Here is a 21,613-nt window from a genome sequence, read left to right as displayed (position 1 = left end):
CACGACTACAGACTGCCGGCAATGGAGTAGAGATCGAAATGGCGAATTGGAACGACAATCCGCGCACGCGCACGGGGTTCGGCACGACCACCGGGATGACCGGTGATGTCACCGGTCGTACCACCTTCGACGCGGGCCTTCGGAAGCACATGCTTTCGATTTACAACTACATGGCATCGGGTGTCCTGCTTACCGGCATCGTGGCGCTGCTGTTTGCACAGTCCGGCCTGGCCGCGACCCTGTTTCAGGGTGGCGGTATCCTCAGCTGGATCGTCATGCTGGCACCGCTCGGCTTCGTGATTGCCATGGGCGCCGGTTACAACAAGTTCAGCAAGACGACGCTGCAGGGCCTGTTCTGGGCGTTTGCGACCGTCATGGGCCTGTCGCTCTCGACGATCTTCCTCGTCTATACGGGTGAATCGATTGCCGCGACTTTCTTCGCCACGGCCGGTGCCTTTGCGGGTCTGAGCCTGTGGGGTTATACCACCAAGAAGGATATTTCGGCCTGGGGTAGTTTCCTGATCATGGGCGTTATCGGCCTGATCATTGCCAGCATCATCAACATCTTCCTGGGTTCGGGAACGCTGGAATTGGCGATCAGCTTCCTCGGTGTGCTGATTTTCGCGGGCCTCACGGCTTATGACACGCAGCGCCTGAAGAACGACTACCTGGCCGTGCAGCAGATGATGGTGACCAACCCCGGTGCGGCGCAGGCCGTCAGCACCGGCAAGATGGTCGTGATGGGTGCGCTCACCCTCTATCTCGATTTCATCAACATGTTCCTGTTCCTGCTGCGTTTCATGGGCAGCCGCGAATAAGGTTTTGCGTGGCGGGTGATTTTTCCGCCGAACTCAATTCATCGTGCCCGGAGTGCCGTTCGTGCATTCCGGGCATTTTCTTTACCATCTTGATTCTGTAGGCTGATCCCTTCATCCCAGCGCAATATTCGCGCTGGCACGCTGTTCGCGGCGCCGAGGAGGGTTCGCACCAAATGTCCCATAGTTCACCATTGAAAATCCGATATCTGGCGATTGCAGGGGGGCTTATTGCCCTTTCCGCCTGTAAGACAACGCCGCCACCCCCGCCGCCGCCGCCGCCACCGCCGCCGCCCCCGGTCGCCAAGGTCATTCCGCCGCAGCCGACGCCTCCCGGCAATGCGAGCGAGACGATGCCGATCCCGCAGATCGGCCCGGACGGCACTCGCATGACGGTGAATGCGCATATTTCGCCGGCGCAGACCGTCTGGAACCTGCGGTCGGCGCTGAACGTGGCGGCGCTGAATTGTCTTGATCCGCAATATGTCGCCATCCTGCCGAACTACAGCCAGTTCCTAGACACGAACGAGAAGGCTCTGAGCACGGCGAACAAGACGGTTACATCGGAATTCGTCGAGCGTTACGGCCAGAAGCGCGTCGCCCGCGACGAGCAGGATCTGTACATGACGCGGGTCTACAATTATTTTGCGACGCCGCCGGCACAGGACGCATTCTGCGACGCGGCCCTGGCCGTCAGCAACGAAGCGCTGATGGTCAATCCTGCGGATCTGCAAAGCTTTTCCGAACGCAGCCTGCCGGTGCTCGAAAGCGTGTTCGAAGACTTCTTCCAGTCGTTCGAACAATATCGAGTCAACCTTGCCGCGTGGAATGCGGAATACGGTCCGCCCGAACCGGTCTATGCGACGTATGACGATCCTTTTGGCCCCACGCAGTCCACTTTGGTTGCGGGTGAGGCAACTTCGAACGATGGGGGCTATTCCGTCCCGGGTTTCACCGTTCCAGGGTCAGCCCAAAGCGTGACGACACCTTCCGCCAACATGGCGACGAGTGCCGGGGCAATGGTCACCACGCCTCCGTCCGGCTTGGAAGACGGCATCGTGACCGCTGTCGACGTCGCGCCGAGCAACGCCGTTCCCATCGTGCTGCCTGGCGAGGAAGACGCGGCTGCGACCCAGTCCTATGCGCCCGGTACTTACACGCCGATGCAACCCTCCGATGCGGCGGTGCCCGCGCCGCGCTTCGATCTGGATGCCCCTCTGCCGCAGGAGGAGATGACCAATCCGCAGCCCGTGACGGGTGCGGACGAGGCAGGTACGGACCTGCCGCAGCCGGAACAGGTGGAGCCATTGCTGCGCTAGATATCTCTTTGCGTCGGCATTGCTGATTCGCTAATCCGGATCTCTCGGAGGTGCGAAGCAGCTTTGCCGATGCGAACGAGGGCGAGGGTTCTTGCTCAGCCCGGAGAATGCATCGTTTGCAATGATGAGCAAAAGGGTGCGATCCCCTTCAAATCTGCCGTTTGTCGTTCATTCTATGGCGATCCGGCCCGGGTAGACCGGCCAATCACTTGCGCTGTCGCGCCAACCGCCGGATAAGGCTGCATGCATTTTCTCGATCAGGCCAAGATTTTCATCCGCTCCGGAGCAGGCGGCCCCGGTGCCGTAAGCTTCCGGCGTGAGAAATACGTCGAATATGGCGGTCCCGATGGCGGCAACGGCGGAAAAGGCGGGGATATAGTTTTCGAAGCCGTGCAGGGCCTCAATACGCTCATCGACTTCCGTTATTCCCAGCATTTCAAGGCACCGCGCGGCGGGCATGGCATGGGGCGCGACCGTACGGGCAAGGGCGCGGACGATCTCGTCATCGCAGTGCCGGTTGGCACGCAGATCCTGTCTGAGGACAAGGAGGAAGTGCTCGCCGACTTCACAGAGGTCGGCCAGCGGATCACCTTCCTGGAAGGCGGAATGGGCGGCCGCGGGAACGCCAGCTACAAGACCAGCACCAACCGCGCGCCCCGCCAGCACCAGCCCGGCGAAGCGGCGCAGGAGATGTATGTCTGGCTGCGGCTGAAGCTGCTTGCCGATGTCGGCCTTCTGGGTTTGCCGAATGCCGGCAAAAGCACCTTCATCAATCAGGTTTCGAACGCGGGGGCCAAGGTGGGCCACTACGCCTTCACCACCCTGATACCCAAGCTGGGAGTCGTGCATCACAAGGGCCGCGAGTTCGTGCTCGCCGATATTCCCGGACTGATCGCCGGAGCAGCCGATGGTGCAGGCATCGGCGACCGGTTCCTGGGCCACATCGAACGGTGCCGCGTACTGATCCACCTGGTGGACATTTCGGGCGACGATCCTGCCGCAGCCATGCAGACCGTGGAAGAAGAACTCGCCCAATATGGCGCAGGGCTGGCTGACAAGCCGACGCTCGTGGCGCTGAACAAGATCGATCTGGCCGATGCCGAACTGGCGGAGGGCTTTGCAGCCGAACTGCTGGAAGCCGGCGCGGAGCGCGTCTTTGCCGTATCGGGTGCAACCGGAGAAGGTGTCGATCATCTTCTGGATGCTGTGCTTTCCTATTTGCCGGATCGCACATCGACTGAGACCAAGGGCACCGAAACCGAGGACGAGGCGGATCTGCCGGAATGGTCGCCGCTCTGACGAACTATCCACCCGTAGCCTTCATCTTTCCGCAGACGAACCAATGACCGTGTCTTCGCCCAGCGGCATGCTCGATCCCGCTCAGACGCCGCTACTCGTCCTCAAAATCGGTTCTTCCCTGATCGTCGGAAGTGATGGTGCGCCGCGGAAGGACTGGATGGATGTTCTTGCCAGCGAAGTGGCAGAACAGCGCAGCGCCGGACAGCAGGTGATCATCATCAGTTCGGGGGCGATCGCCCTCGGGGCCGCGCGGCTGAATCTGCCGCAAGGAGGCAGGGCGACCCTGGCCGATGCTCAGGCGGCGGCGGCCGTCGGGCAGATAGCCCTGGCGGGTCTTTGGGCAGATGCCTTGGCGCAGCATGGATCGGTTGCCGCACAATTGCTCCTGACACTCGACGATCTGGAGGAGAGGCGGCGCTATCTGAACGCCTCGGCCACCTTGCAGCGCCTGCTGGATGCGGAAGCGGTGCCGGTCGTGAACGAGAATGACAGCGTGGCGACCAGCGAGATTCGTTTCGGCGACAATGATCGCCTGGCAGCCCGCATCGCGCAGGCGGCAGGAGCCGGCGGTGTATTGTTGATGTCGGACGTAGATGGTCTGTACACGGGCAACCCGCAGGACGAAGGATGTGAACTGGTGCCCTTGGTCAAAGCCGTGGACAGCGCAGTTCACGCGATGGCTGGCGGAGCATCCATTGCAGGTATGGGGACAGGCGGCATGGCGGCCAAAGTCGCCGCTGCCGAGATTGCGGGTCGGGCCGGGGTTGCCCTGGCGATCATCAACGGCTCAGGGCCAGCGCCGCTCCGCCGGTTGAGATCATCGGATCGCGGGACGCTGTTCATGCCCTCTCGGAATGACAAGGGCCGCAAGGCCTGGCTCGGCGGGCGCAAGGCGGACAAGGGGGTGCTTGTCGCAGATACCGGCTGCGTCGCCGCCCTGAAGTCGGGTGCGAGCCTGCTGGCGGCGGGCGTAGTCGAGGTGGACGGTGACTTTTCGCGGGGCGACCTCGTGATGATACAGTCCGAGGACGCGAAGCTGATCGGCAGGGGTCTGGTGGAATATTCTGCGACAGAATGCCGCAAGATCATGGGACTGCCCTTGGCGCAGCATGAAGCCGCGCTTGGCCAGATGCCGCGTTCGACCGTTGTTCATCGCGATTCGATGGTGTTGCTGTGACCGTCGCCGTTACCGGGGGAACGGGATTCGTCGGCCGTGCCCTGCTCGATGCTCTTGAGCGCGACTCCCAGGAAGTGCGCGCATTGGCTCGCAAGGTGCCGGAAGTAGCGCGCACAGGGCAATCCTGGATCAAGGGCGATCTGGCCGATGCCGACGCCTTGGCGCGCCTCGTCGGAAATTCGGAAGCCGTCATTCACGTTGCCGGGGTAACAAATGCACCCGATGCCGCAGGGTTTCACGCCGGAAACGTCGCCGGCACCATGGCCGTCTGCCGCGCGGCGCAGGCTGCCGGAGTTCCGCGGTTCATCCTCGTCTCGTCCCTCTCCGCTCGCGAACCCGGGCTGTCACGCTATGGCAAGAGCAAGCGGCAGGCAGAACGCATCGTCGCGGCCAGCGGGATGGATTGGACGATCGTGCGGCCTCCTGCAGTTTACGGCCCGCACGACAGCGAAATGTTCGAACTGTTTCGCAGCGCGAAGTGGGGCGTGGTGCCGATGCCTCCGGCAGGGCGCACATCGCTGATTCACGTGCGCGATCTGGCCGATCTGCTGGTCGCCCTGATCCCGCAGGATGAGCGAACCAGTCATGGCACTTTCGAACCGGATGACGGCAGGACCGGCGGCTGGACTCATCGGGAACTGGGTGAAGCGATCGGCAAGGCTGTCGGGCGACGCGTCTGGACGCCGGCATTATCCGGCGGGCTGCTACGCGCGGCTGCAAAGATGGATGGTATGCTGCGGAGCGGTGGCGCCAAGCTGACGCCTGATCGGGTCGGGTACATGATCCATCCCGACTGGACCGCGTCGCCGGATGCTGCTCTGCCGAAAGACATATGGCAGCCGCGCATCGGCGGGACGGCAGGGCTGCAGGGAACGGCGGATTGGTACCGTAAGGAAGGCTGGCTCTAATAGCCTTCAGAAATAGGGCTGGTTACTTACATCCGGCTTGTCGCTGCCTGCCTGATCACTCGGCGCGCCATCTTCGCCGACAGGCGTGTGGATGCCGCATTCGACCTTGTCCCAGCCCTTCCAACGGCCCGAACGCGGGTCTTCACCCGGTGCGACCTGATTGGTGCAGGGTGCGCAGCCGATCGACGGGTACCCTGCCGCGACCAGGGGATGACGCGGCAAATCGTTATCGTCGAGCCAAGCCTGTATGTCGTCCGGAGTCCAATCTATCAGCGGATTGATCTTCAACCGGCCCTCTGCATCGGAATGGTCGACTTCGAAACGCGGCAGGGTGGCGCGCGTTGTAGACTGGAATGCCTTGCGTCCGGTCAGGGTTGCATCGAACCCGGCGAGGCCGCGCGCAAGCGGCGCCACCTTGCGGATCTCGCAGCAGCCGTCAGGGTCGTAGGACCAGCGCAAGCCGCTCTCGTCCCGGGACGCCAGAAGATCAGCATCGGGCTGCAGGTTCCGGAGACCAGTGAGGCCGAGACGGCTCACCAGCGCATCGCGATAGGCCAGAGTTTCCTCGAAGTGCTTGCCCGTTTCCAGAAACAGGACCGGGACCGAAGGATCGATCCGCGCCACGATGTCCAGCAACACCGCGCTCTCGGCACCGAAACTGGACACGACCGCCACTTCGCCTGCCAGCCCGTCCTTCAGAACTGCGGCGAGCATTTCATGCGTATCTGCGCCCCGGAACATCCGGTTCAGACGAATGGCATCGGCATCGGTGAAGCGTGGACCGGTGTCGATCCGGTCCACCTGCCGTACGGCCGATGCCGCGCCGGAGCGGGGATCGGCTTCAGCCATTGCGCGCGCCCGCTTCCTTTCCATGCCGCAGCGACCAGATCGGCACGGCGCTGTCGGCCGCCTGCTGATAGACATGGGGGAACCGGCCGAGCGCCGCTTCCACATCGGCGGCATCCAGCGGCTCGCCAGGTTCGAAAGCGTCGAAGCCGCAGCGGCGCATAAAGGCAAGCTGGTCGACAAGCACATTGCCCACGGCCCGCAACTCGCCGGTGTAGCCTTCCTCGCGCAGGATACGCGCCGCCGAATAGCCGCGTCCGTCGCCCAAGGTGGGAAAGTTCACCTCAACCAGCGCGACGCGGTCCAGATGCGGCAGCAACTCGCGGGTGTCGTCGCCCGGTTCGATGCGGACAGCGGTGGCATTGCCCTGGCCCAGGAACGCATTGACCGTCACGGCAGGGTCGCCCACAGGGTCGTCGTCGCGGAAGCGCAGGAACGGCCTCGCTTCAGGGCCGCGGCCTTCTGCACCCGAGGGAGTAGTGGAGGTATGATCAACCATACAAGGCCTCCTTGAAGGGGGCCATGCCTATGCGGCGATAGGTGTCGAGGAAGCGTTCTCCGTCGGCCCTGTTGGCGAGGTAGACGTCGGTGGCGGTTTCCACCGCATTGACAATCCCATCCTCGTCGAAGCCCGGGCCGGTGATCTTGGCGAGTGACGTGTCATCCGCCTCGCTGCCGCCGAGGAGCAGTTGGTAGTTTTCGACGCCCTTCCGGTCCACACCGAGAATACCGATGTGGCCTGCATGGTGATGCCCGCAGGCATTGATGCAGCCTGAGATCTTCAGCTTCAATTCGCCCAGCGTATCGCCCTTGCCATTGGCGGCGAAACGCTGCGAGATCTTCTGCGCCACCGGAATGGAACGCGCATTGGCGAGGCTGCAATAATCCAGCCCGGGGCAGGCGATGATGTCGTCGATCTGGTCGAGATTGGGCGTGGCGAGGCCGGCTTCGTCCAGCTTCGTCCAAAGCGCATGGAGATCGGCCTTGCGCACATGGGGCAGCACGATGTTCTGCGTGTGCATCACCCGGCATTCATCGAAGCTGTACTGCGTGGCGAGATCTGCCATCAGGCGCATCTGCGCGGCTGTCGCATCACCCGGTATGCCGCCAACCGGCTTCAGGCTGATGACTGCGCTGGTATAGCCGGGCCGCTTGTGCGGATGGGTGTTCCGGTCGACCCACAGTGCGAATTCCGGATCGGAACGGTCGATTTCCGCTTCCGCCAAATTCTCAAAGCCGGGATCACCGAAGAATTCGCACAGCCGTTCCAGTTCCGCGAAGGGCGGTTCGATTTTCTGCGCCAGCAGATGTTCGAATTCCGCTTCGACCTGGCGGCGGTATTCGTCGGCGCCCAGTTCATGCACCAGGATCTTGATCCGCGCCTTGTACTTGTTGTCGCGGCGGCCGTGCCGATTGTAGACGCGCAGGCAGGCCTCGGCATAGGTGATCAGCTGGTCGAGCGGCACGAATTCGCGGATCTGCGGCGCGATCATCGGGGTACGGCCCATGCCGCCGCCGACGTAGAAGGCTGCGCCAAGCTCGCCCTCGTTGTTGCGGACGAGGTTGATGCCGATATCGTGCAACTTCATCGCGGCGCGATCGGTGGGGCTGGCGATCACCGCGATCTTGAACTTGCGCGGCAAATAGCTGAATTCGGGGTGAAAGCTGGACCACTGCCGCAGCAATTCGGCATAGGGGCGAGGGTCGCATACCTCGTCCGCAGCGGCTCCGGCGAAATGGTCCGAACTGATGTTGCGGATGCAGTTGCCGCTGGTCTGAATGGCGTGCATTTCGCGCGAGGCGAGATCGGCCAGAATGTCGCCGGCATCCTCCAGCTTGATCCAGTTGTACTGAACGTTCTGGCGGGTCGTAAAATGGGCGTAGCCGCGGTCGTATTTGTCGGCGATGTCGGCCAGTATGTGCATCTGCGCGCCGCTGAGCGTGCCATAGGGAATGGCAACCCGCAGCATGTAGGCATGCAGTTGCAGATACAGGCCGTTCATCAGGCGCAGCGGCTTGAACTGATCTTCGCTCAGCTGCCCGTCGAGGCGGCGCTGGCATTGGTCGCGGAATTCCTCGACGCGGGCATCGACCATGGCCTGGTCGTATTGGTCATAACGATACATCAGATCACCTCGCGGACGGCATCGGCGTCGCCGGGTTTCAGAGTGAGATCGGGGCGGACGGTGGGGCCGAGCCCGCGTATCCGGTCCTTGATATGGGCAGGCCGGACGATTCCGCCGGGTCCGATCTCCGCCTGGATGGCATAGGGAACATTGACGCGCCGCGCTGCTTCCTCGCGCGCGGCGATCGCGTCGGCCTGGTCGCCGACATCGGCGGCATCGGCCACATCGTGCGACCATGCGCTGCCGGTCCACCAGGTGACGGCCCCGGTGGCAAGATCGTTTCCGGTGAGGATGATCATCGCGCGGCCTCCTTGCAGGCAGCTTCCAGCGCCAGCGCATTGATTTCGGCGTCATCCCGGGCAGTCACTTCACCGATGAGGATGAGGGCAGGGCTGACGACAGAATAGTCCGTGACGAGGGTAGGCAAGCCGGCAAGCGGCCCGCGCAGCACGCGCATGGTCTTGCGCGCGCCATTTTCGATGATGGCTACGGGCATGTCGGGAGCAAGCCCATCCGCCATAAGCTTTTCGGCGATTTGCGGTGCGGTTTTCACGCCCATGTAAATGACCAGCGTGCGTCCCTTGCCGGCAAGACCGGCCCAATCCTGCTCGACCAGGCCCTTGCATTGGCCTGCGACGAAGCTGACGATGCTAGAGGCATCGCGATGCGTGAGCGCGATCTGCGCCGCGGCAGCTGCACCGTTCGCTGCGCTGATGCCGGGTATCACTTCGACTGCAACACCGGCGGCGCGGCAGGCTTCCGCTTCTTCTCCACCGCGTCCGAAGATGAACGGATCGCCGCCCTTCAGGCGAACAACGTCCCGCCCTGAACGGGCTTCGCGGATCAGCAGCGCATTGATGTCGTCCTGCGGGACGCTGTGATGCGAACGGCGCTTGGCGACCGAAACCATCCGCGCTTCGGGCCGAGCGAGCGCCAGTATGGACGGATCGACCAGGCCGTCATGGACGATGAGGCTGGCTTCCATCACCAGCCGCGCCGCGCGTACGGTCAGCAGGTCGGGATCACCCGGACCTGCGCCGACCAGATAGACCGTGCCAGTACTGGTGCCAGTTCTGGGGCCAGCATTGCGCGCGGGCATGGCGCATTTGTGGATAGGTTGTTGCATCATGCCGAGATGGCGGTGCAGCACGCGCCGCGCCAGCGAGAATGGTTTTCCACCCGGACAGTTTTCTTTGGAAGAGCTGCGCCTACGCCTTTTTGTCGCCCTTTTCGGCGCCGTCTCCCGTATCCGCTTCGCTCCTGCCTATTCGCTGCGATATTGCGGCGATCAACTGTTCGAACTGTTCGTTGTTGCGCAGGTTCAGGTCGCGCTGAGGGAAGGGAATTTCGATCCCGTCGCGCTGGAACAGATGCCAGAGGTTTTTCAGCACTTCCGACTTCACATTGCCGACGCCATCTTCCGGGTCGCGGATCCAGCAGTGGATCGTGAAATCCACGCTGCTGTCGCCAAACTTCTGCAGCCAGACAGTCGGCGGCGGAGCCTCTAGCACCCTGCGGCAACTCTTGGCGGCTTCAAGCATCAGCTTTTCTGCCTGGTCGATATCGCAGCCATACGAAATACCGACCGGGATCTGCATGCGCACATTTTTGGAGGAATAGGACCAGTTCTCGACCTGGTTCACCATCAGATTTTCGTTCGGAATGAGATATTCGCGTTCATCCCTGGTGGTGATGGAGACGGCACGGATACCGATCTTCTGGATCTGCCCGAAGGTCTCGTTCCCGGCGATATCCGCCACTGCGATGACGTCGCCCGGCTTGATCGACTTGTCCATCAGCAGGATAATTCCCGCGATGAGATTGCCGAAGGTCTTCTGCAGGCCAAAACCGATGGCGAGGCCAAAGGCGCCGGAAAAGATCGCGAATGCGGTAAGATCGATCCCCAGCAGGTCGATGCCGACGAGGATCGCTATCGCCCATACGCCGACACTGAGGAGTTTTTCCGAGAGCAGGCGCTGTGAGGGATCGAGCCGCGTAATACGCGCGAGCAGGCCATGAGAAAGCTTGCTGAAGAGCCAGGCTGCGATGATGATTGCGATAATCACCAGCATCACGACGACGGCGTCCCAAAGGGAAACGCGCGTTTCGCCAAGGGTCAGAGCCGCGGCGTCCAGTGTCTCGATCAGCCCGGCTGCCGTTTCATTCTGCGCCGAAACCACATCGCGCAGCCCCTCTGCCGCGCCGACGGGCTCCTCGACCAATGGGTTGATGTTTTCAGGCAGGAGCGGGAGGTTCGTGCCTTCCAGCATTGGCGGCGGCTGAACATTGACGGCCGCTTCACTCGCTTCCGCCTCTGGCGTGGGTGTGGGCGCAGCAATTTCGGCGGGGGTCATGCGGGCGCCATCGCGTTGAATGCCTGGTCCAGATCGGCGATCAGATCGTCCGCATCTTCAAGGCCGATGGAAAGGCGGACGCCAAGCCGGTCCGCTGCGTCCCAGCCGGCGGGCGGCCATGCGCTGGCGGAGCGGATTGGCGAGGGGTCGAAGGGAATGGCGAGGCTCTCGAACCCGCCCCAGCTGTAGCCGATGCCGAAGAGTTGCAGCGCGTCGATAAAGCGGCTTCGCGCTTCGTCATCGCCGCCCTGCAGGATGAAGCTGAACAGGCCGCAGCCGCCGGTGAAATCACGCTTCCAGATCGTGTGCCCCGGTGCGCCGGGGAGCATGGGGCACAGAACCTGTGCCACCTCGTCACGGGATTGCAGCCATGCCGCTATGTTCAGGGCACTTGCGGCCTCCCTTTCGAGCCTGACGCCCATGGTGCGCAAGCCCCGCAGAGCCAGCGCTGCATCATCGGGTGAGACGACATGGCCCAGAGCCTGCGCGGTATTCCGTAAACGCCGATAATGGCGTTCGCCTGCGGTGGCGCTGCCCATCATGAGGTCGGAATGTCCGCCCACATGCTTGGTCAGCGACATGATCGAAATGTCGCACCCATGTTCCAGCGCCGCAAAGCCCAGCGGGCTTGCCCAGGTGTTGTCGATGCAGGTCACTGCGCCTTTTGCGCGCGCGATAGTGGCCATCGCGGGGATGTCCTGCAGTTCCATCGTCAGGCTGCCGGGACACTCAAGCATCACCGCCTTCGTGCGTTCGCAAAAGACAGCCGCGAAAGCGTCCAGATCGCAAGGATCGAAAAAGCGGCTTTCGATGCCGAAGCGCTTGAGAATGCCGGTCGCCAGATTGCGGGTGGGCTCATAGGCATTGTCGGTGACCAGCAGGACATCGCCTGGAGAAAGCACCGCCATCAGCGCGCCTGCAAGGGCCGCGGTGCCGCTGGGGTACAGCATGGTGCCATAAGCACCCGGTTCCAGGCTCGTCAGCGCGTCGGCTAGTGCCCATTGCGTGGGCGCACCGCGCCTGCCGTAGAAGAACGCGCCGTCCGCGTTGCCGCGCTGCCCCCCACGCAGGGCTGCCACGTCATTGTACAGATGCGTGCTCGCCCGCCAGACGGGCGGATTGACGACGGCGCCGGTCCATTCCTCGCGCCGGCCAGCTTCGACGAGGCGGGTTCCGGTGCCAAGTTGCCGTTCCTGCCGGTCCGGTCGCCTTGCATCCGTGTCGCCCTTCGCTGCCATGTCAGGCGGCGGCTCCGGTCTTTTTCGGAGTGACCGGATCGGCTCCCCATTCGCTCCAGCTGCCGTCGTACAGGGCAGCATCGTCCTTGCCTGCAATATGCAAGGCGAACAGCAGCACCGATGCCGTCACCCCGCTACCGCAACTCGCCACGACGGGCTGGTCGAGGTCGATGCCTGCATCGTCGAACAATGCGCGCAATTGCACCCGATCGCGATAGGTGCCGTCGCCGTGCAGCACCTTCGTGAAGGGCAGGTTGCGCGCACCGGGGATATGCCCGCCGGCAAGGCCATGCACCGTATCCTCTATCGCCCCGGTAAAGCGGCCCTCGTCGCGTGCGTCCACCATCTGTTCGGCACCGGTGCCGATGTTGGCATGCATCGCCGCCTTGTCGCGAACGAGCCTGTCATCCTGTTCGACCTTCAGATTAGAGACGGCAGGTTCGGACACATCCTTCGAAATCGCCCGGCCTTCCGCTCTCCATTTTCCGAGCCCGCCGTCGAGAAGGGCAATGTTCTTCAACCCCGCACGGCGCAGCATGAACCAGGCCCGTGCAGAAGTGCGCAGCGCGCTGTCGTCGTAAAGAACGACGCGGCTGCCCTCATCCACGCCAAGCGTGCGGAGCCTGTCCTGCATCTGGTCGGCACGCGGCAGGGCAGCGGGTACGGATGATTGCGTATCCGTTAGGTTGGAGAGGCCAAGGAAGCACGCGCCCGGGATGTGCCCGGCGGTATATTCCGCTTCCGCATCGCGATTTGCCGCCGGCAGATGCAGCGACGCATCGAGGAGAATGAGGTCGCTGGCACCGAGTTGATCCGCCAGCCATGTCGTGGTCACGAGAGATTGCATGTAGTATGACCTAGCCTTGCCGCGCGCCCGCGTCGAGTGCCTCGCGCTTGCAGCTGAGCTGCCCATGACTAGGCGAGCGATCTTGCTCCAGCAGTGCCGTAGGTCTGAAGCCGGTCGCCCAGCGGGAAAGGCTGGAGCCGGGCACCCGCATCGCCCTGCAACCCGACGACCCAATTGCGCGTTTGCTGATCCAGAGCTTCACCGGTGATCCTCAGCCGCAGCAGCGGCACCAGGACCGGAGTAGAGCCCTGCCGGATGGGCACGACGCGTTCGACGGGCAGGCGTATCTCTCCCTTCAGTTCGATCGTCTCGCCGGCGGCAATGGCTGGCAACTGGCGCAACATCGGCAATTCGGTTGCGCCTGTCGCCAGCTGCTGTTCCGTCGGCACCTTCCCATGCGCGGAGGTGATGTCGCCTGAAAGTTGCAGATCACCGAGATCGCCCTCGGTGTAGTTGGTCAGCCGCAGACGCCAGGCGAAGGTGATCGCCATCATACTGCGCGATACGCGGATCTGCTCCACCTCCATTCCAACCGGCTGGTCCGATCTGGTCAGTGGAGCAGGGGTGCTGCGCGGCCGAGCGGGAGGAGAGGGAGCAGCTGGCGGCCGAGGAGCAGGGGAGGCAGGGGGCTGTTCCGGCTTCGCCGCAAGAGGCAGAGCGCTTGCTGCGCCTCCGCTTACCTCGCGCGTTCGTGCCCGGAAGAACAGGAATGCTGCAAGGGCAGCAAGTGCCGCCAGGATCAGGGCGATCCATGCGAAGCCCGCGCTACCTTCGCTCTCCAAACCATCCGGCGCAGGTGACGTGGCAGGCTGCTGAACCGGGGGAGGGGCTACAGGCGCTTGGGCCGTGCTCGCTTCGTCGAGCGACTGAGCGGCTTCGGTTGCAAGTTCCGGTTCGGATGCGTTCGGAAGTGTCGCTGCCGTCGGACCCAAAGCGCGCGGCGAAGAGACCGCGGAGGGGCGCGAGGGGGCGCGGGTGCCTGTCGCAGTCGGGGAAGCTGCAGGCGACCGGGTAGCCGGCGCTTGCGGCAGGACCAGCGGCTGGCGCGGCGCGCTGTTGGTGGGCGCCGGGGTCGGTGTGGCTGCCGGGCGAGGCGCGGGCGTCGGGGTGGGCGTGACCCGCGGAGCGGGCCTCAGCGGTGCTTCTTCATCGACAGGGCCGATCACGTCCGGCGTCGGCGTCGGAGCAGGCGGCAATCTGAAATCCTGCACTCGTCCTTGCCCCGATGCCGCAGTAGCCATCAACGGCAGCATCGCTGTTGCAAGGACAGTCAGCACCAGTGCGGGTTTGCTGCGGTGCAGGGCAGAGCGCCGCGAGAGCGCGTTGGGAGAGCGGGTCATGAACATACAGACGGGTCAAAGGGCGGGGGCGCGCTGAATAGGCGGTGAATTGCTGCAGGCCAACGCTCTGCTTGCAGCGCGGCGCGCTTCGCGGCATCAGCGCGGCATGGATGACACACCTCTCAAGAGTGCGCCCGGACAAGGGCCGCAGTTCCTCGGCAAACAGACCCCGCTTCCCGCTTCGCCGGAAGAAGCTGTTCTGGACTATGTGCCGAACCCGCGGGCAGGCTCCCTGTATCTCGTGCGATTTGCGGCGCCCGAGTTCACCTCGCTCTGCCCGGTGACAGGCCAGCCCGACTTCGCCCACATCGTGATCGATTACGCACCGGATGAGACGATCGTCGAATCGAAATCGCTGAAGCTGTTCCTGGGTGCATTCCGCAATCACTGCGGTTTTCACGAGGATGTGACGGTCGGGATCGGTCAGCGCCTGATGCAGGAAATGAAGCCCCGCTGGCTTCGCATCGGCGGCTATTGGTATCCGCGCGGCGGGATCCCCATCGATGTTTTCTGGCAGAGCGACGCTCCCCCGCAGGGATTATGGGTGCCGGATCAGGGGGTTGCATCCTATCGGGGGCGCGGCTGACGCACCGGCTTGAGGTCGCCTAGAGCAAACTCCCGGGCGATCGGGCGTGAAAGGTCGGAACGGAGCCAGCAGGGCAGCGTTCACCCGGCATGAACACACTGCCCCAAGCCGACGACCTTTACCCGCAACCAGCAAGCAACCACGCCACCGACAATCCGCCATGGGATCTGATGATCCAGGACGGCCCGGTGATGACCACCGCCATTCACGCTGGCCATATTATCCGCAAGTCGCTGCAGCCCTGGCTCGAGATCGAGAATGGCGACCGCCTTCGCGAGGAAGACCCGCTGACGGACTACTTCATGGCTGGCGGCGATACTGTTTTCCGCGCGAACCGTTCGCGCTTCGAATTTGATTTGAACCGCCCGGCCGAGACGGCGGTCACTGTCGATCCGGACGACACCTGGGGGCTGAAGATCTGGAACCCCGACATGCCGGAAGCGGAGAAGCAGACATCCCTGGCGCTGCATGCCGAGTTTTACCGGCTGATGGCGGAGCGGGTGGAGGCGATGATCGCCCGTCACGGTAGAATACTGGTGCTCGATCTGCACAGCTACAACCACCGGCGCGACGGGGCCGAAGCGGATGCGGCGCCGCAAGCAGGCAATCCCGACATTGACCTTGGTGCCACGACACTCGACAAGGCAATTTACGGCGACCTGCTCGACCGGTTCGCCGATGGTCTGCGCAGCCGGAAAGTGGTCGGAAAAACCCCCGACGTTCGCGTGAATGTACGCTGGGAAGACGGCGGAAACTTTCCCGAATGGCTGCATGCCGAATATGGCGATGCGGCCTGTGTCATCACGCTGGAATACAAGAAGATCTTCATGGACGAATGGAGCCACGGCGCCGAAGTCCTCGCCATGCAGGACCTGCGTTCCGGTTTTCATGCTGCTGTGCGGGAAGGCCGCGCCGCGCTGTCACGGCTGGAAGGGTTTCGCCCGTGAGCAGCGGCGTTCAGCCGCGCGAGGTCTCGCGGAAGGAGGGCGGGACCCAGCTCTGCGCTGCGGCGGTGGAGGTGGACGAAGCGCTCGCCCGCATGGACCGGCAGGTCGACTGGCTGACACGCCTGACCCCGGTCAATATCGATGAAATACGCGAGGAGTTCTTCGCCAGCGGATTCCGCCATATGCCCGACAGCACCTATGGCGAAGGGCTGGTTGACGATGCGCCGGGCCTTCGCAAGACGCTGTTCGACTTGCCTGTGCGGAACATTGAAAACCCGCTGGTCGAAGCGTTGCTGCTGGAGAAGCAGCGGGAACTCGACCGCCAGATCGAACTCGTCCGCATGCGAGATTGCGACGGCTTCATCATGGCCAGCATCGACTTGTTCGGCCATGTAGACGAACAATTGCTGGACACGGCTGAAACGGTTCTCGCCCGTGTGCCTGTGGTCGAGCGCGACAAGTCCGACGTCGATGCCGACTACTTCATCGATGCTGCAAATCATGCTGTCGACGGCTTCAAGAAACGCTATCCATCCTTCCGCTGCGAGGTGATCAAGGACGATACGCCGGGCACCGCCCTCTATACCTCGATGGGCAATTTTCACGTCGCTTTCGATTATCGCACCGCCCGCGCCAGGGTCGACCCGCTGATCCAGCACGAAGTCGGCACGCATGTCGTCACGCGCCATAACGGGCGCTGCCAGCCGCTGCATACCCTTGCGGGCGGCCTTGCCGATTATGACGAATTGCAGGAAGGCATCGCGGTTCTGGCGGAATATCTGTCCGGCTATTTGCCCGCACCGCGTCTGCGCGTTTTGGCTGGCCGGGTGATTGCCGCGCATATGGCGGTCGCCCGCGCCAGCGGGTCGGAAATCTACGCCCGGCTCGTCGAGGAATGCGATCTAATGCCCGAGATGGCCTTCGACACGGCCCTGCGCGCCAAGCGGGGCGGCGGGCTGACCAAGGATGCGCTTTATCTGAAAGGCCTTGCGGAACTGCTCGCCTATCTGCGTCATGACGGCGATTTCGAGATCCTGTTCCTCGGCAAATTTGCCCTGAAACAGCTCCCCATTCTCAAGGACCTGCTGGAGGACGGCATCGTCATGCCGCCGCGGGTTCTGCCAAACTATCTGCAGGACGACGGAGCCCGCCAACGGCTGGACCGCGTCCGCACCCTCACAATCGAACAACTTTTCCAGGAAAAACCCGAAGCATGACCGATATGAAGATCAAGCTCGCCTTCGTCATCAACGATATCGAAACGGAGCAGGACAATTACACCACCATCCGGCTGGCGCGCAAAGCAGTGGCCCGCGGGCACGAGGTGGCGCTGATCGGCCTCGGCAACTTCATCTACGACTGGAACGAATCGATCTGCGCCATGGCAACGATGAGCAAGATCGATAGTTTCGAGGACGACACGACCTATCTCGCCCATTTGCAGGATGGAGAGATCGACAATCACCGCATCGCGCTTGCCGATTGGGACGTGCTGATGCTGCGCGGCGACCCGGCGGAGGAACTCGGGACCCGCAACTGGGCGCCTTCCTCCAGCCTGCTGTTCGCGCAATTGGCGGCGCGCAATCAGACCATTGTCCTGAACGACCCGCAGCATCTGACCGACGCGCAGAACAAGACCTACTTCCAAGGCTTTCCCGAAGACGTGCGCCCTGAAACCACCATCACCCGCGTTCCGGCCGAGATCGAGCGCTTTCTCGAGGCGCATGGCGGCAAGGGCGTGATCAAGCCGCTGCAAGGCTCGGGCGGGCAGGGCGTCTTCATCATCGACGAGAACAATAGGCAGAACCTCAACCAAATCATGGAGGCGGTCATCCGCGACGGCTACGCCATCGTGCAGGAATATCTGCCGGCAGCCAGCGAAGGCGATCTGCGGATGCTGACGATGAACGGGCGTCCGCTGAAGGTGGACGACACCTATGCCTGCCTGCACCGTTTCAGCCAGACCGAGGATCACCGGTCGAACATCTCCGCCGGTGGCGGCGTCGAAATGGTTGATCCGCCAGAGGTCGCCCTGAAAATTGCCGAAATCGTCGGGCCCAAGCTGATCGACGATGGCATGTATTTGACCGGGCTCGATATTGCGGGCGACAAGATGATGGAAATAAACGTCGATACGCCCGGCGGCCTCAACTTCATCGAGGATCTGAGCGGCGTAAACTTCTCCGGAGCGATCATCGACGATCTCGAGCGCAAGGTACGGCTGCAACGCCAGTATGGCGGTACGCTGACCAATCGCCAGCTTGCGGTAATCTGATCGGGCGAGGAGCGGATGGTGCCGGCTAGAGGATTCGAACCCCTGACCCCCTGATTACAAATCCGGCAAGTTGCACCAACCTGAACCATACTGCTCCATGATTTCAATATCTTATGGAATGGAGCAGTGCGCTCTGGTGCAGTTCGGAGCCGTAAGGAGCGAGTCGATTAGTCCTAAGCTAGTCCTTGGGCCCCGATGCTGAGGCTATGTTGGCTTATGCCTCAGGGGTAAGGCTCACAGGCGAGTCCATCCGCATCAGCGTCTAGTTCCGAGCGATAGCCAGGTTCGCCACTGCGGATTGAGTAGACTCCTTTTGCGTGAGCGAAGCTACAGCGCGGGTAGTATACATAATCAGCAAATCCGACCTGGTCGTTTTTCAAGGCGAAGAACCCTAGGCCACCGAAGGCAAGCACTAGAAATCCCAACCGAACCTTTGCGATGTTTAGACGTTTTGCACTGCGCTGCCGCTTTGTCTTCTTCCAACCAGCGCGCCGGGCAGCCTTGATGGAATGTACATTGTTTCTGCCCTGCTGGCGCATGTCACCCCCGCCTAACTTAACCTCGATTGCAGCGTACACAAACACGGTTGTCTAGCAAGCAGGGTAGGACACGAAAGACCAGGCTTGAGTCTTCTAACAAATAGGAAGCGGGCCCACCCGGCAGTTGCAAGCGGCATAAATTAATGTATGGTTAATCTTTACTGCCGAGCGCGGGATTCGATGGCTTGGGCTTGGTGGCCGAACGCAGTTCGAGCCCTTAGCCGCTGTTGATGATAATTCTCGTCGCTCATATTTTTGAGCGATTACTCCAATTGGACGGGTCGTTTTTTCAGTCACTATGACACCCCAGCTAAAGGATTTGTCAAATGAGAAGACTTCTACTCGCAAGTGCAGGGCTCTTTACCGTCGCGACCCCGGCATCAGCGGCGGAGTTAGTGTTCAATTTCTCAGCAGAGAACCCTGCGAACAGCATCAGCTTTGTTCTAGATGACACCGTTGCTCCGGATGCATTTATCCCCAATCAATTTGCTTACGCCGCGGTTCCGGTGACAACAAGTAGTGGCCTTGTAACGGGCCAAATCGATTTCTATAACTTTGGCTCACCCACCTTGGCTGGTTTCAACTTTGCTTCCGGCGGCAGCTTTGTTGATTATGTTGGTTCCGCACTCTTTACCGGTCCTACGTCAGCCCCCCAATTCATACTTGGTAGTTTCGCCCTCAGCGGGACTGGTGGTACAGGAACACTAACAATCGGCGAGGTAGGCGGCGCAGTTCCCGAACCGACCACTTGGGCTATGATGTTGCTTGGTTTCGGCTTCGTGGGTGGCGCAATGCGTTTCACTAAGCGCCGGCAGAAGTTCACCGTCTCCTACGCGTAACTACCCGATAGAGGTCTGTAGCTATGGCGCCGCCGGGTAGTACTGGCGGCGTTTTGCTGTTCGTCCAGATAATTTATGCAAACCCCTGAGCACTCTGCTCGGTGGGGGTATAGCGCAATGGAGCACCTTAGCGGAACAGTCAGCGGTAAAAGGAGGCGCCTTGGTGGCCTGGACCGCCCTTCTAGAGCCTTACGGTACAGTTCAGAGGGTTGGGCAGCAGGAGCAGCGCATTACCGCTTGGCAGCTGTGGCAGTAGCGGCAAAGACGCCGCCACATAATTGATATCAGTATGCTGGAAGACGGGCGGCACGTTCTTTGACTTGGGAGAAAGCCAGTGAGTTGCGTGCCGACCCGACATTCACAACTTCGCGAGTCCTAACTGGTTCCCGCGAGAGACATGGCATGACAGATTAGTTGTAGGTTGGTCTACTATGCAAAAGGACTAAGTGCCTCTCTGTCGTTATAGACCCAACCGCCACATGCTATGCCAAAGGGATTAGACCGAAGGGTATAGGAGCGCTTGAAGCAGTGCAGACCTTAGGCTGCACTAGCAGCACAGTACCGCTTCACTGTTGCAGCGGACAAACCGAACTCCTGTGCAGTCGTAGCGATGCTAGCGCCATTATCCTTGCGCCATTGTGCAACTGCATCGCTATCGGCAGCAAAAGGACGTCCTAGGCTAGCCTTGCCCCTGTGCGTCTTCCCATTGGCAGCAAGAGAGGCCCTTGCGGCTTGCCTACCAGCATCACAGCGCTCCTTAATGCGCTGACGTTCCATATCGGCAATCTGTGCCAACACAGCTACCACCAGTTCACCTACACCCTTAGCGACGGGGCCTAAGCCAAGAACGTCTATGGTCACGCCCTTCTTGATTAGGTCACGAACCACAGACTGCACATCCAAAGCATCGCGGCCTACACGGTCCAATGCAGTGACACAGACCGTATCACCTTCGCGAACATAGCCTAGCAGTGCGGCGAAGGCAGGACGGTCAGCAGCTAACGTCGCACCCGACACACCTTCATCAGCAAACTCCTTATCGAAGTTACCACCAAGAGCCTTGCGCTGGCTTTCGATTGACTGCCCATCGGTAGACACTCGGTAGTATGCAATGCGGCTCATAGTTTCTGCCTTTCGACTCGCTTATAAGTTAGGCTTACTTTATGAGCCTAGTTCATAACGGAGTCCAGCTATCTTGTGCGCCATATCACTAGATAATTATGAAGTGGGCTTATTAGTTACAAGTTCTGAGCGTCATGCTCGACCGTTGAACAGGCAGAAGGTGAAAGCCTTGCCGCACTTGATAACAGCGCTTCTGTGATGGTCAGGTGTGGGTAGAACCCTTTCATCCTGCATCAGTTGTGATGAATGCCAACGGCCAAACTAGCGGTGTAGACCAGTGTGCAGATGGTTCAGTGTAAATGTTTGGATGCAAGTGCTTACCATTTGTGAAGGACCGGCATGTTAGATGGCGCTAAACTAGACTCTATGCCTAGATATTACCTCCATGTTCACGATGAAACTGACACGATAGATGAAGAGGGTGCCGACTTTCCAACCGATGAGTTTGCGCTAGGACGCGGCTTACGAGAGGCAAGGGAACTTGCAGGAGAAGACGCCAAGACTGGCAAGCTTAATCTGAATCACAGCATCATCATCGCTTCCGAAGGCGGGCGGATTGTTGGGGAAATTAAGTTCAGAGACGCTGTTCATATTGAAGGGCTAGTTTAGGCGCTTTTTTCACACGATTTCCGACACGCGGCTAGCAACCACGGATGCTCAAAAAGAAAACCGCTAGCCCTTTTTGCTTCGAGCTATCTGCACTCGTCTTCAATCTGTGAAGACAAGAAGTTTCCTAATAGGCTAAACACAGTCCCCTTTTTACCGAGCCTAACTCCACCAAAATGCACAAACTCCGGCAAGGTAAGTATGTAAAAAGCTGAACTCAGCTTAACTTATCTTCACCTACATTAACTTAGCTGATAATATTTGTGAGGTTTGGTTGAATTCAACGCAAATTATTGCATGGGTTCGGGTAAATGTTTCAGGTGCTTTCTAGGGTCCGGACTCATTAGAGCCACCAGGTGACGATGGCTGCGATAGCGATTGTGGCCATAAAGGTCTTGATGTTGCGGTCGAAGCGGGTGGCGACCCGCCG

The 21,613-nt window shown here is 61.2% G+C and carries 22 protein-coding genes; 11 read left to right on the top strand and 11 right to left on the bottom strand.

Annotated elements, in window-relative coordinates; genetic code table 11:
* Positions 1-38: 38 nt before the first annotated feature.
* The 5 genes from G7A66_RS03510 (at position 39) to G7A66_RS03490 (ending at position 5,518) form a co-directional block, all read left to right on the top strand.
* The gene (locus G7A66_RS03510; protein WP_174294468.1) at positions 39-818 is read left to right on the top strand and encodes a Bax inhibitor-1/YccA family protein; all 780 of its coding nucleotides are present in this window, start codon (positions 39-41) and stop codon (positions 816-818) included.
* A 191-nt stretch (positions 819-1,009) separates the two neighbouring features.
* Complete coding sequence (locus tag G7A66_RS03505; protein ID WP_206675050.1) at positions 1,010-2,134, top strand: hypothetical protein; 1,125 nt, start codon at positions 1,010-1,012, stop codon at positions 2,132-2,134.
* 243 nt (positions 2,135-2,377) lie between these two features.
* Positions 2,378-3,433, top strand: coding sequence for a GTPase ObgE (gene obgE / locus G7A66_RS03500; protein WP_174294330.1), 1,056 nt, complete (start codon positions 2,378-2,380; stop codon positions 3,431-3,433).
* A 43-nt stretch (positions 3,434-3,476) separates the two neighbouring features.
* Positions 3,477-4,610, top strand: coding sequence for a glutamate 5-kinase (gene proB, locus G7A66_RS03495; RefSeq protein WP_174294329.1), 1,134 nt, complete (start codon positions 3,477-3,479; stop codon positions 4,608-4,610).
* Positions 4,607-5,518, top strand: a complete 912-nt coding sequence (locus tag G7A66_RS03490) for an NAD-dependent epimerase/dehydratase family protein (RefSeq protein WP_174294328.1) — start codon at positions 4,607-4,609, stop codon at positions 5,516-5,518. The genes proB and G7A66_RS03490 overlap by 4 nt, the downstream gene beginning before the upstream one ends.
* A gap of 6 nt (positions 5,519-5,524) precedes the next feature.
* Here the strand turns inward: G7A66_RS03490 and G7A66_RS03485 are convergent, their stop codons facing one another.
* The 9 genes from G7A66_RS03485 to G7A66_RS03445 form a co-directional block, all read right to left on the bottom strand.
* Positions 5,525-6,367: a phosphoadenylyl-sulfate reductase gene (locus tag G7A66_RS03485; RefSeq protein ID WP_174294327.1), complete on the bottom strand. Its 843-nt coding sequence runs from the start codon at positions 6,365-6,367 to the stop codon at positions 5,525-5,527.
* On the bottom strand, positions 6,360-6,863 hold the full coding sequence (locus tag G7A66_RS03480; RefSeq protein ID WP_174294326.1) for a DUF934 domain-containing protein: 504 nt from the start codon (positions 6,861-6,863) through the stop codon (positions 6,360-6,362). Before G7A66_RS03480 ends, G7A66_RS03485 begins: the two co-directional genes overlap by 8 nt.
* A complete protein-coding gene (locus G7A66_RS03475; protein ID WP_174294325.1) occupies positions 6,856-8,490 on the bottom strand; it encodes a nitrite/sulfite reductase in 1,635 nt (544 codons plus the stop codon). Before G7A66_RS03475 ends, G7A66_RS03480 begins: the two co-directional genes overlap by 8 nt.
* Positions 8,490-8,789, bottom strand: coding sequence for a DUF2849 domain-containing protein (locus tag G7A66_RS03470; protein WP_174294324.1), 300 nt, complete (start codon positions 8,787-8,789; stop codon positions 8,490-8,492). The genes G7A66_RS03475 and G7A66_RS03470 overlap by 1 nt, the downstream gene beginning before the upstream one ends.
* Positions 8,786-9,589: a uroporphyrinogen-III C-methyltransferase gene (gene cobA / locus G7A66_RS03465; protein ID WP_174294467.1), complete on the bottom strand. Its 804-nt coding sequence runs from the start codon at positions 9,587-9,589 to the stop codon at positions 8,786-8,788. The genes G7A66_RS03470 and cobA overlap by 4 nt, the downstream gene beginning before the upstream one ends.
* A 109-nt stretch (positions 9,590-9,698) precedes the next feature.
* Positions 9,699-10,844 (bottom strand): mechanosensitive ion channel family protein, encoded by a 1,146-nt coding sequence (locus G7A66_RS03460; protein ID WP_174294323.1) that lies wholly within the window; start codon positions 10,842-10,844, stop codon positions 9,699-9,701.
* Positions 10,841-12,082: a cystathionine beta-lyase gene (metC, locus tag G7A66_RS03455; RefSeq protein WP_174294322.1), complete on the bottom strand. Its 1,242-nt coding sequence runs from the start codon at positions 12,080-12,082 to the stop codon at positions 10,841-10,843. The genes G7A66_RS03460 and metC overlap by 4 nt, the downstream gene beginning before the upstream one ends.
* Before the next feature lies 1 nt (position 12,083).
* Positions 12,084-12,929, bottom strand: a complete 846-nt coding sequence (locus G7A66_RS03450; RefSeq protein WP_174294321.1) for a sulfurtransferase — start codon at positions 12,927-12,929, stop codon at positions 12,084-12,086.
* A 68-nt stretch (positions 12,930-12,997) separates the two neighbouring features.
* Complete coding sequence (locus G7A66_RS03445; protein ID WP_174294320.1) at positions 12,998-14,269, bottom strand: hypothetical protein; 1,272 nt, start codon at positions 14,267-14,269, stop codon at positions 12,998-13,000.
* A 106-nt stretch (positions 14,270-14,375) separates the two neighbouring features.
* Between G7A66_RS03445 and queF the strand changes: the two genes are divergently transcribed.
* The 4 genes from queF (at position 14,376) to G7A66_RS03425 (ending at position 18,077) form a co-directional block, all read left to right on the top strand.
* Positions 14,376-14,855 carry a preQ(1) synthase gene (gene queF / locus G7A66_RS03440; protein ID WP_174294319.1) on the top strand — a complete coding sequence of 160 codons (480 nt, stop codon included), beginning with the start codon at positions 14,376-14,378 and terminating at the stop codon, positions 14,853-14,855.
* A gap of 89 nt (positions 14,856-14,944) precedes the next feature.
* Complete coding sequence (locus G7A66_RS03435) at positions 14,945-15,802, top strand: N-formylglutamate amidohydrolase (RefSeq protein WP_174294318.1); 858 nt, start codon at positions 14,945-14,947, stop codon at positions 15,800-15,802.
* Positions 15,799-17,019 carry a tyrosine/phenylalanine carboxypeptidase domain-containing protein gene (locus G7A66_RS03430; RefSeq protein ID WP_174294317.1) on the top strand — a complete coding sequence of 407 codons (1,221 nt, stop codon included), beginning with the start codon at positions 15,799-15,801 and terminating at the stop codon, positions 17,017-17,019. The genes G7A66_RS03435 and G7A66_RS03430 overlap by 4 nt, the downstream gene beginning before the upstream one ends.
* Positions 17,016-18,077: an ATP-grasp domain-containing protein gene (locus G7A66_RS03425; protein WP_232366618.1), complete on the top strand. Its 1,062-nt coding sequence runs from the start codon at positions 17,016-17,018 to the stop codon at positions 18,075-18,077. Before G7A66_RS03430 ends, G7A66_RS03425 begins: the two co-directional genes overlap by 4 nt.
* A gap of 221 nt (positions 18,078-18,298) precedes the next feature.
* Here the strand turns inward: G7A66_RS03425 and G7A66_RS03420 are convergent, their stop codons facing one another.
* Positions 18,299-18,616, bottom strand: coding sequence for an excalibur calcium-binding domain-containing protein (locus G7A66_RS03420; protein ID WP_174294316.1), 318 nt, complete (start codon positions 18,614-18,616; stop codon positions 18,299-18,301).
* Between the two features lie 326 nt (positions 18,617-18,942).
* On the opposite strand from G7A66_RS03420, the gene G7A66_RS14080 reads away from it, so the two are divergent.
* Positions 18,943-19,455: a PEPxxWA-CTERM sorting domain-containing protein gene (locus tag G7A66_RS14080; RefSeq protein WP_232366617.1), complete on the top strand. Its 513-nt coding sequence runs from the start codon at positions 18,943-18,945 to the stop codon at positions 19,453-19,455.
* 537 nt (positions 19,456-19,992) lie between these two features.
* On the opposite strand, the gene G7A66_RS03410 is transcribed toward G7A66_RS14080, so the two are convergent.
* Positions 19,993-20,577, bottom strand: coding sequence for a recombinase family protein (locus tag G7A66_RS03410; RefSeq protein WP_174294315.1), 585 nt, complete (start codon positions 20,575-20,577; stop codon positions 19,993-19,995).
* Positions 20,578-20,916: 339 nt separating this feature from the next.
* Between G7A66_RS03410 and G7A66_RS03405 the strand changes: the two genes are divergently transcribed.
* Positions 20,917-21,186, top strand: a complete 270-nt coding sequence (locus tag G7A66_RS03405; RefSeq protein ID WP_174294314.1) for a DUF6894 family protein — start codon at positions 20,917-20,919, stop codon at positions 21,184-21,186.
* The last annotated feature ends 427 nt before the right edge of the window (positions 21,187-21,613 follow it).

The sequence above is a fragment of the Alteripontixanthobacter muriae genome, from assembly GCF_013336795.1.
GTDB classification, from domain to species: Bacteria; Pseudomonadota; Alphaproteobacteria; order Sphingomonadales; family Sphingomonadaceae; genus Pseudopontixanthobacter; species Pseudopontixanthobacter muriae.
This window is presented reverse-complemented; position numbering and strand designations above follow the sequence as displayed.